This is a genomic window from Burkholderia sp. WSM2232 (assembly GCF_000472545.1).
Classification (GTDB): domain Bacteria; phylum Pseudomonadota; class Gammaproteobacteria; order Burkholderiales; family Burkholderiaceae; genus Paraburkholderia.
This window is the reverse complement of sequence record NZ_AWZV01000045.1, coordinates 21,087-31,448: the sequence shown is the minus strand read 5'-3', so window position 1 is coordinate 31,448 and position 10,362 is coordinate 21,087. Positions and strand designations below refer to the sequence as shown.

General features: G+C 66.3%; 7 protein-coding genes. 5 read left to right on the top strand and 2 right to left on the bottom strand.

Going from position 1 to position 10,362, the window contains the following annotated elements; all coding sequences use genetic code 11:
• The first annotated feature begins 341 nt into the window (after nt 1-341).
• The 5 genes from F757_RS0128515 to F757_RS0128495 all read left to right on the top strand — a co-directional run bounded on the left by F757_RS0128515 (nt 342) and on the right by F757_RS0128495 (nt 8,066).
• Complete coding sequence (locus F757_RS0128515; protein ID WP_027214351.1) at nt 342-3,986, top strand: DEAD/DEAH box helicase; 3,645 nt, start codon at nt 342-344, stop codon at nt 3,984-3,986.
• Between the two features lie 216 nt (nt 3,987-4,202).
• On the top strand, nt 4,203-4,538 hold the full coding sequence (locus tag F757_RS0128510; protein WP_027214350.1) for a hypothetical protein: 336 nt from the start codon (nt 4,203-4,205) through the stop codon (nt 4,536-4,538).
• A 449-nt stretch (nt 4,539-4,987) separates the two neighbouring features.
• The gene (locus F757_RS0128505) at nt 4,988-5,815 is read left to right on the top strand and encodes a peptidoglycan DD-metalloendopeptidase family protein (RefSeq protein WP_027214349.1); all 828 of its coding nucleotides are present in this window, start codon (nt 4,988-4,990) and stop codon (nt 5,813-5,815) included.
• A gap of 238 nt (nt 5,816-6,053) precedes the next feature.
• A complete protein-coding gene (locus F757_RS0128500) occupies nt 6,054-6,701 on the top strand; it encodes a septal ring lytic transglycosylase RlpA family protein (protein ID WP_035467552.1) in 648 nt (215 codons plus the stop codon).
• 540 nt (nt 6,702-7,241) lie between these two features.
• Nucleotides 7,242-8,066 carry an alpha/beta fold hydrolase gene (locus F757_RS0128495; RefSeq protein WP_027214347.1) on the top strand — a complete coding sequence of 275 codons (825 nt, stop codon included), beginning with the start codon at nt 7,242-7,244 and terminating at the stop codon, nt 8,064-8,066.
• On the opposite strand, the gene F757_RS0128490 is transcribed toward F757_RS0128495, so the two are convergent.
• Nucleotides 7,993-8,970 carry a LysR family transcriptional regulator gene (locus F757_RS0128490; protein ID WP_027214346.1) on the bottom strand — a complete coding sequence of 326 codons (978 nt, stop codon included), beginning with the start codon at nt 8,968-8,970 and terminating at the stop codon, nt 7,993-7,995. The genes F757_RS0128495 and F757_RS0128490 overlap by 74 nt on opposite strands.
• A 103-nt stretch (nt 8,971-9,073) precedes the next feature.
• Nucleotides 9,074-10,264, bottom strand: coding sequence for an MFS transporter (locus tag F757_RS0128485; RefSeq protein WP_027214345.1), 1,191 nt, complete (start codon nt 10,262-10,264; stop codon nt 9,074-9,076).
• Between the last annotated feature and the right edge of the window lie 98 nt (nt 10,265-10,362).

The window sequence follows — 10,362 nt, the reverse complement described above, 5'->3', positions numbered from 1 at the left end:
AGACGCGAGACGCGAGACGCGAGACGCGAGACGCGAGCCACAAGCCACAAGCCACAAGCCACAAGCCACAAGCCACAAGCCACAAGCCACAAGCCACAAGCCACAAGCCACAAGCCACAAGCCGCAAGCCGCAACCTGCGAAGCTCCCTCAAACGGCTTCCCAAAGCCCACCGCCCGACGAGCGCCGCCTCACACAGCCAAATCCCGCCAACGCGTAAAATGGCCGGTTATCACTGGCAAACGACGCCCCGGGGCGAGCGTAGCGGTGGACAGCGCGCCGTCCGCCGCATCGATCCCCTTGTGCCGCTTGCCTTAGCCGGCTTGAAAGGGGATGCCCGCTGATGTCGTCAGTTTTCTTCGATCGGGAACGGATTGCAGACTGGCTCGGGGACCACACCGTGGCCAAGGCGCGCGCGGTCGGCCCCGTCAGTAACGTGCAGTGGCATGGAGCCACGCTGACGGGCCTCGTGCAGGGCAGCGAGCCTGAGCCCTACACGACACGCGTGCGCTTTCGCACCGACGGCGGCACGCCGTGGGCGCAGAGCGACTGCAGTTGCCCTGTCGGCCGCAATTGCAAGCACGTGGCCGCACTGCTGCTCGCCGAACTCGAGTATCACGACGAGATGGACCATATCGTGCGCGTGGACGACGCGGAACGCGACGACAGCGCACCCACGGCAGAGTCGGCCATGCCGGAGCGCTTCGGCCCGCAGCCGGCGCAGCAGGGCGTGCGGCCCGAGCTCGTCAGCTGGCTGGAACGCTTTCGCGCCCGCGCCGAAGCCGCCGACGCCGCCGCGCAGAAGGCGACGGCCGCGCGCACCGAGACGCTCGCTTATCGGCTGAACTGGTCCGACTTCCACAAGCGGCACGAAGTCGTGCTGTACCGTGCGCGCTGCGACGCTAACGGCAGGATCGTCGAGGTCGGCGAGACGTGGGGCAATGTCGAGTCGGCGCTGCTCAAGCAGCCGAGGTTCGTGTCCGACGAAGATCTGTCCATTTTGCGCGGCCTGTGGCTTGGCCGTGCACGCGAAGACTTCGGTCAATTCGTTCTGCGCGGCACGAACGGCGCGGAAATGCTGCAAAAACTCATCGTGACCGGGCGCCTCTTTTTCGACTTCGAGCTCGCGCCGCATGACGACGCGCCCACGCCGCTCGTGCGTGCCGCGGACCGGCCCGGTCGCATCGAATGGGAGCCGCTTGCCGACCAGCGGCTGCGTCCCGTTCTGTGCACCGAGCCGCGCGCCACGATGGTGCTGCCGACCGAGCCCGTCTGGTACGTGGACGGCGCGGCGAGAGAGGCGGGGATCGTCCGCTCGTCGCTGCCGTTCCAGCAATTGCCCGACTATCTGGCCATGCCGCCCATCTCGCTTGCCGAAGCGCCGCTCGTCGCGTCGGTGCTGCGCGAGGTCGCGCCGGATCTGCCGTTGCCGCCCACCCACGAAGCGCCGGCGATCCGCGTGATCGACGTGGAGCCCGTGCCTGTGCTCGCGCTCAACAGCCATGCGCTGCCGTTTCCGGCCCGGGCAAGCAAGGCAACCAGGGCGGACAAGGCAACCAAGGCCACCAAGGCCGCGGCCGCTCCGGCCGTGGAACTGGCCGGCGTGAGCTTCGACTACGACGGCGTCAGCATCAACGCGGACAGCAGCGTGACGCTCGTGCCGGTGCCGGGCGGCGAAGTCCTTCATATTCGCCGTCGCTACGAGGTCGAGAAAAAGCGGCTGCTCGAACTGCGCAAGACCGGCCTGCAGAAAGTGCCCACGAACCGCGTGTTCGCTTCGCGTCAGTTGCCCGACACGATGCTCGGCTTGCCCGATGGCGAGGCGTGGTCCGCGTTCGTCAACGAGGCCGTGCCGGATCTCGTCAGCAAGGGCTGGCGTGTGACGATGGCGCCGGAATTCCGCTACAACATCATCGAAATCGATGCGATCGACGGCACCGCGCATCAGGCGGGCGACGGCTGGTTCGATCTGGAAATGGGCATCCGCATCGGCGAGCGCAATGTGCGGCTGGAACCGCTGCTCGCCGATCTGTTCCGCCGCGACCGGCGCTGGCTTGGCGGCGCCCTGGAAGCGATTCCCGACGACGAGCCGATCGAGCTGAAAACCGAAGAGAACAAGCGGCTGCGGCTGCGCGCCGACCGCCTCAAGCCGGTGGTGCGCGTGCTGGTCGACCTGTTCGATTCGCTTGGCGGCGCGCTCGCCGAAGGCGCGCCCCTGCGCGTGCCGTCTGTCGACGCAGGCCGTCTCGAGGCGTTGAACGACACCGGCCGCTGGCAGTTTCGCGGCGACGATTCGATCCGTCAGCTCGCCGCGCGCTTGCAGGCGGGTCCGGGCTTGCGCGACGTGCCGGTGCCTGCGGCGTTGCGCGCGCAATTGCGCGCATATCAGCAGCAGGGCCTGAACTGGATGCAGTACTTGCGCGAGCACGGCCTTGCCGGCGTGCTCGCCGACGACATGGGCCTCGGCAAGACCGTGCAGACGCTCGCGCACATTCTCGCCGAGCGGGAAGCAGGGCGCCTCGACAAGCCCGCGCTGATCGTGGTGCCGACCACGCTCGTGCACAACTGGCGCGAGGAAGCGCGGCGCTTTGCGCCCGAATTGAAGGTGCTGGTGCTCAACGGTCCCCAGCGCAAGGAGCGCTTCGAGCAGATCGGCGAACACGAACTGATTCTGACCACCTACGCGTTGTTGTGGCGCGACCAGAAGGTATTGGCCGGGCACGAGTATCACCTGCTCATTCTCGACGAGGCGCAGTACGTAAAGAACGCCACCACGAAAGCCGCGCAGGCGATCCGCGGGTTGAGCGCGCGTCACCGCTTGTGCCTGACCGGCACGCCGCTGGAGAATCATCTCGGCGAACTGTGGTCGCAGTTCGATTTTCTGCTGCCGGGCTTTCTCGGCACGCAGAAGGACTTCACGCGCCGCTGGCGCAATCCGATCGAAAAAAATCACGACGGCGTGCGCCGCTCGCTGCTCGCGCGGCGCATCCGGCCATTCATGCTGCGGCGGCGCAAGGACGAAGTCGCGAAAGAGCTGCCGGCCAAGACGACGATTGTGTGTTCGGTCGATCTGGAAGGCGCGCAGCGCGATCTGTACGAGACCGTGCGCACCGCGATGCAGGAGCGCGTGCGCGCCGCGGTGAGCGCGCAGGGCCTCGCGCGCAGCCACATCATCGTGCTTGATGCGCTGCTGAAGTTGCGGCAGGTGTGTTGTGATCCGCGTCTCGTGCGCACGCTGCGGGCGGCAGAGGCCGGCGCCGAAGCTGAGGGGCAAGCCGGAGTGCACGCCGACACCCATGCGGGAGCCCAAGGCTTGGCCCAGGCCGCCAACGCCAACGCCAACGCCAACGCCAACGCCAACGCCAACGCCAACGGCAACGGCAGAACTCAGGAGGACTCGCCGCACAAGCTCTCGCGCGCGTCCGACAAGCCCGAGAAAGGCGCACGGCCTACGCGTTCGGCCAAGCTCGATCTGCTGCTGTCGATGCTGCCCGAACTGATAGAAGAAGGACGCCGCGTGCTGCTCTTTTCGCAGTTCACCGGCATGCTGTCGCTGATCGCGCAAGCGCTCGACGAAGCTGCAATTTCGTACGTGATCCTGACCGGCGACACGACGGACCGGATTACCCGCGTGCAACGCTTCCAGCAGGGCGAGGTGCCGTTGTTCCTGATCAGCCTCAAAGCAGGCGGCGTGGGTCTGAATCTGACCGCCGCCGACACCGTGATTCACTACGATCCGTGGTGGAATCCGGCTGCCGAGAACCAGGCCACCGACCGCGCGCACCGGCTTGGTCAGGACAAGCCGGTGTTCGTCTACAAGCTGATCGCGGCGGGCAGCATCGAGGAAAAGATCGTGGAATTGCAGGAGCAGAAGGCCGGGCTTGCGGACAGTATTCTCTCCGAAGACGCCGCCGGCGCGGTCAAGTTCTCCGACGACGACATCGCCGCACTGTTCGCGCCGATGCCCGAACTGGATGGCGAAAAATGACGCCCACGGCCGCTCTAATCGCACGTGCCGAGCGCAGGCGGCACCTTTTCGCCGCACTCAAATCGCACCACATTTGACCTGCTGTTGGTCAAAGGCGTCACAAATCGTCAAGGAATGCAGAGTTCCGTTCGATGACGTCAACGGTTTCCTTTCGTACTCGTTGAACACGCGACCATTTACCGGTCAGTCAATGCACACGTTAAGGAATACATCGCAATGAACAAGCAACTCTTCGCCGCCGCCGTCGCCGGCCTGTTCTCCATCGCCGCGTTCGCGCAAGGCGCCGCGCCCGCAGCAGCTTCCGCGTCGCAAGCTGCGGCTTCGCACGCAGCACCGGTGTCGCAAGCCGCAACCGTGCACGCGGCTCCGGCTCCGGCTGCAGTTGCCCCGAGCGCTGCCGCTGCCGATGAAGCCAAGCCGGCGGCTTCGCACCATCACGCGAAGAAGCATAAGCACGCGCACAAGCATGCACACAAGCATGCAGCGTCGGCTTCTGCTGGAGATGACAACGCTGCGCCCGTCGCCGACGACGCTGCACCCGCCAAGCAGTAAGTTTGCCGCCGCTTATCGAGCCGACTAGCGGCCGCTAGCGAGCCAGCGGCCGCGCGGGCCAGCGGGCTTGCGAGCCTGCAGGCACGTGGGCCAGCGGTCTGCTTGTGAGCCCGCTGTTGAGCCGGCCTCTCAGCCTGCTTTTCAGCCTGTGCGTGAGCCCGCTGTCGACCCGGCTTCTCAGCCCGCTTCTCAGCCCGCTTGTGAGCCCGCTTGTGAGCCCGCTGTTAGGCCCGCTTTTGAGCCCGACAGCGGGCCCGCTTGCGGACCCGCGTGGGAGGTCTGCATGGTTGGCCTGTGAACGAGCGGATCGATGCCAGGCATCGATGCGCTTGCACCGATCGAGGCGCGAACAGCGCAAACGTGCCGTGACACCGATTGCATCTGCGTCATACAAGAAGTACGAGCGTGCTGCTGCCGCCCGGCAAGAATCCGATCTGTTCAGAGTACTAATGAAAACAAGTTTGTCCCGATGTGCCCAGCCGCTCGTCACGATGCTGCTTGCGTTGTCATTGTCCAGCCCGTTGAGCGCCTGTTCGCTGCACTCGCCGGGCGCTGCGTCGAGCGACGCGCAGGCGAGCGAACCGCTGGATCCGATCGCGGCTCTGGCAAACGGCAGCGCGCTGGCGCCACGGGGTGACGCGACGGTGCCCTCGGGATTTTATCGAGTGAATCCGGGCGATACGTTGACGGCGATTGCGCGCGACTTCGGCCGCGACGTGCCGGCGATTGCGCGGTGGAATCATCTTCCTGCCGACGCCGGGTTGCGACCCGGACAGATATTGCGCGTCGCGCCGCCGCCCTCGAATGCCGCGGGCAACCCGGCTGCCACGAGCGCGCGCGCGCCCACAGCCGCGGATACGCGTGCAGACAAGCGCGCCGATGCGGCGTCGGGTACGACGCGCGAGGCCAAGGCACGGTTCATGTGGCCCGTCGGCGGCGCGGTGCAACAGCCTTTCGTCGCCGGCAAGACCAAAGGCGTGACACTCGCCGCGCTCGCAGACGAGCAGGTGAAAGCCGTGGCGAACGGCAAGGTCGTCTATGCGGGCGCCGGCATTCCCGGCTATGGCCGGCTCGTCATCGTCAAGCACGACTCACATCTGTTGACCGCGTACGGCAATAACCGCGCGCTGCTCGTCAAGGAAGGCACGTTCGTCAAGAAAGGCCAGGCGATTGCAGAACCCGCGACGGACGCAAGCGGCAACACGTCCATGCGTTTCGAAGTGCGCCGGGACGGCAAGGCCGTGGATCCGCTTCCTTATCTTCCCACGCGCCGTTAGGCCGGGAGTTGGTGTCCGCGCGGTGGCGCCTGTTGCTGCGTGCGGGCGCCTTTGGATGCCGTTGGCTGCATTTGGGTGCCCGTGGTTGCCCGTCGCTACCTGTCGCTGCACCTCGCTGCACCTCGCTGCATCTCGCTGCCCGTGGCTGCTTCTTCCCGTTTATCCCGAACCACACCAAACCAGACCAGCCGCGACGCGACGTGGTGTCCACGCAGCGCGACGCGCGCGACGACCGCCTATGAACCTTTATCTTTGCAGCCGCCCCAGAGGCTGGCTTTTGTCGACGCTCGCTTCACTGTGCGCCGCGCTCGCCCTTACCGGCTGCGCCGCCGCGGGCGTGGACACAGGCCCGCAAGGCGCCGGACCAACAGGCATGCAAATGCGGCAGGGCGCGCCACACTATGCGTTGCAGCAAGATGGGGCCAACCAGGCAGACATGTCCTCCGACACGCAGCTTCCATCGGCTGTCCAGCCACAAGAGCTTGCGCAGCCGGCGAACGCCGATTCGCCCGTCGTGCCGGCCTGTGCGTGCGGCAAGGGCTTCCGCCAGACGGGCCTCGCTTCGTGGTACGGCAAAATCTTCCATGGCCGGCGTACCGCAAGCGGCGAGCGCTACGACATGCACGCGTTGACGGCCGCACATCGCACGTTGCCGTTAGGCGCTTGTGTGCGTGTCACGTCGCTCGCGCGCATGCGTTCTGTCGTAGTGCGTATTAATGACCGCGGGCCGTTCGTGCGCGGACGCATCATCGATCTTTCGTATGCCGCCGCCGAAGCGCTCGGCGTTCGCGGGGCGGGCGGCGCGCAGGTCAGGCTCGAGCACATCTCGCCGGTGCGCGGCGCGGACGGCGTGCGTCGATGCATGGACCTGCCGGCCTCGGCTTGAAGGACTTGCGAGGGAATACGCGCGGGTTTCATCGCGCTTACGCGCACGTTACATGGGTCCCAGGCTTATTCGCGAAGACGCGGTGCGGACTGTAACAAATCATCGCGTGTGTAAAACGCAGGGGTTTCGCAGCTTGCGGCCGTCACTTTTTAGCGCCGCGTGCAGCAGTGCTATGGAGCGGGACGCGCTCCGCTCGTCGCGTAAAAACTACCGCAGACGCCGTTACAAACGCACTTATTTCATCTTGAGGAAGCTTTTCGGAGCAGTTATTTTTGGTCCACTCGTGTGGGCAGCCCCCGCGAGCGTGTGGTGTTTTTGAAGCGGCGTCGTCCCCGCAAGGGAACGATGCCGTTCTTTTTTGTGCACGCTCGCGTACTGGCAGGTCGACTTGAGGTCGATTCGATAGCGTCGTGATCGACGGTATCAACGTGAGCGCGGCTTATCGGTTGCCGCCGCCGAATCCACAATGTGCCCACGGTTGCGGCGCGAGCCCGGACCGCTTGAGCTTGACTTACGAAGCGCATTGGCAAGGAGCAGGGCATGGATATTCGGACGAGGGCAACCACGGTTCACATCAGCGACGAGGGCAGCGGCGAACCGGCGCTGGTGTTTCTGCATTATTGGGGCGGATCGTCGCGCACGTGGGACGCGGTGATAAGCGAACTGGCGAGCGCGCATAGGAGCGTGGCCGTCGATCATCGCGGGTGGGGCCTATCGGAGGCGCCGCAGCAAAGCTACGCAATCGCGGACATGGCAGACGACGTGCAGGATGTCATCGAAACGCTGCGGCTTTCGCACTACGTTCTGGTTGGTCATTCGATGGGCGGCAAGGTGGCGCAACTACTTGCCTCGCGCCGGCCGAAAGGACTGGCGGGCGTGGTGCTCGTGGCGCCGTCGCCGCCTTCGCCGACTATTCTTCCCGACGAGCAGCGCGTTGCAATGGCCGCTGCTTACGAGTCGCGCGAATCCGTCGCGTGGGTGCTCGACAACGTGCTTACCGCGAGCCCGCTCGACGCGCGGCTGCGCGAGCAGGTGATCGCCGACAGCCTGCGCGGTGCGCGCGAGGCAAAGGCCGCGTGGCCCAACGCCGCCATGCGCGAGGACATCACGCGAGAGGTCGGCTCGATTGATGTTCCGGTGCTCGTGGTGGGTGGCGAACTGGACCAGGTTGACCCGGTCGGGACGTTGCAGCGAGAAGTGTTGCCGCGCATTGCCGGCGCGCGTCTCAATGTGTTGCCGGGAACGGGGCATCTGTCTCCGCTCGAAGCGCCGTCGGCGCTCGCGGCCGTGATCAGGCAGTTTCTCGGCGAATTGCCCGCGTTGCGCCGAGCGAGCGGCGCGCCTGGCCGGGCGGCGACTGTCTGAAGCGGTCCCACGGCGGCTCGTCGCCGAAAGCACCGGCGAGGTAGTCGAGAAAATGCCGCACTTTCAGCGGCAGATGACGCGCGCTCGGATACACCGCCTGAATCGTCAACTCCGACGCATGGTATTGCGGCAGCAGTTCGACGAGCTTTCCGCAGGCGATCTGCTCGCCAAACACGAAGGTCGGTCCGTACACGATGCCCGCGCCGGCAAGCGCCGCGGCAAGCAGCATCTGCGTGTTGTTGGTGGTGAGCCGGCTGGGTCCGTCGATCACATGCGGGCGCCGTTCGCTGTCGAAGAGTGTCCAGTCGCCAACCGACACGGCCTCGCTGAACGTGAGCCGCGGCGCGCTTCGCAGGTCCTCGGGACTGTGCGGCACGCCGTGGCGCTCGAGATACGCCGGCGCCGCGCAGACGACCATCCGGCACGGCGCCAGCCGCCGCGCGACGAGCGCCGAGTCGGGCAAGCGTCCGATGCGCACCGCCACGTCAACGCCGCTTTCCACGAGGTCGACGTAACGGTCCGAGAGCGACACTTCGACGCTCACGTGCGGACACTGCTCCATATACCGCGCGAGCACGTCGCCCAGGTGCATCGCCCCGAACGTGACCGGCGCGGCCACTCTGAGCACGCCGCGCGCTGTGCCGTGCGCGTCGCTGGCTTCGCGGCTGGCTTCGTCGTAGGCCTCGAGAATCCGCTTGCATCGCTCGTAATAGGTTTGGCCGACTTCGGTCAGGCTGAGGCGGCGTGTGCTGCGCTGAAGCAGCCTCGCGCCCAACTGGGCTTCGATGGTGCTGACGTACTTGCCTGCCATGGCGGCTGACAGGCCAAAGCGGCGCGCAGCCGCCGCGAAACTGCCTTCGTCGACGGCGGCGACGAATACTGCGATGCCAGTCAGGCGGTCCATTCGTTCCTCGATTCGATAGCGCGGCGATCCGCTGCTTGACGGCGCACAAGAAGGCAGAGCACCGCGATTATCGACCGAAACGCTGAACGCCGCGACGCCCGCTTCACGCAGGCTCGGTCTCGCGCTCGAGCGCGGCATGCGGCGCCATGCGCGGACGCTCGATGCGCCGATAGGCCGCCTCGGCAAGCAACAGCGCCAGCGCGATCAGCGCGGCTGCCACGATGCTCAGATAGCGCCCGCCGATAGACTGCAGCACCGCGCCGCCCAGCACGCCGGAGCACGCGAGCCCCATATAGGTGGCGGTACTGTTGAGCGCGAGCAGCAGGGGCGCGACTTGCGGCGACAACTGCACGAGCCGGTGCTGCTGCGGAACAATGAGGCCCCAGCCGCAGATGCCCCACACCGTGAGCGCGATTGCCGCGCTGACAACATGAGCCGACGCCCACGGCAGCACGCAGAAGTTGACGGCGGCCACGCCCAGCATGGCGTTGATGATGTGCCGGCTGCGCAACCTGTCGACGAGCCGCCCCGCCCACAGGTTGCCTGCCGTCGCAGCCACGCCCCACAGCAGGAACAGGCCGGCGAGAATGCGCTCGTCGCCGTGGGTCACACGCTCGAGCACGACGCCTGCATACGTGTAGACCATCAGGAAGCCGCCAAATGCAAACAGCGAGGTGAGCAACGTGAGCGCGATGCGCAGGTCCCGAACCGGCGCGAGCCGTTCGCGCAAGGTGATGGATCGGGGCTGGGCAACGGAGGGGAGCATGGCCCATACGCCGATCATCGCGACCAGCCCGAGCAGCGTGACGAACCACAGCGTGGTTCTCCAACCGCCGAAGCCGCCGATGAACGTGCCGATGGGCGAGCCGAGCGCGGTGGCGCCGGTCAGGCCCGCCGTCACCGTGGCGAGCGCGCGGCCGCGTCTTTCGGGAGCCGCGAGCGCGGAGGCCACCCCCAATGCAGTGGGAGTAAACAGCGCGGCGCCGAAGCCGGCCAGCGCCCGCGCGAAGAGAACCCAGGGCAGCTCGGTCGCAAGCGCGCTGATCGCATTGCCGAGCACGAAAATGCCCAGGGCGGCGACCAGCAGGCGCTTGCGCGGCCACGCGCCGGCGACGGCCGCCATGACCGGCGCGGCCACCGCATAGGTCAACGCATAAAACGTCACCATCAGGCCGGCCGCGCTGACCGAGCTATGCAGCGATGCCGCGACGTTCGGCAGAATGCCGGCCACGACGAAGTTGTCCGTGCCCATGGCAAACATGCCCAGTGCGAGGATCAGTAATCGACGGTCCATGTGAAGGTTCTCTGTAGAGCCAGTTGTGTTTTGCTGCAAGGCAGCCGCCGTTGCGGTGTCGCCCCGGTCCTGCGCGTGCGCTTGCAACCCAAGGTATG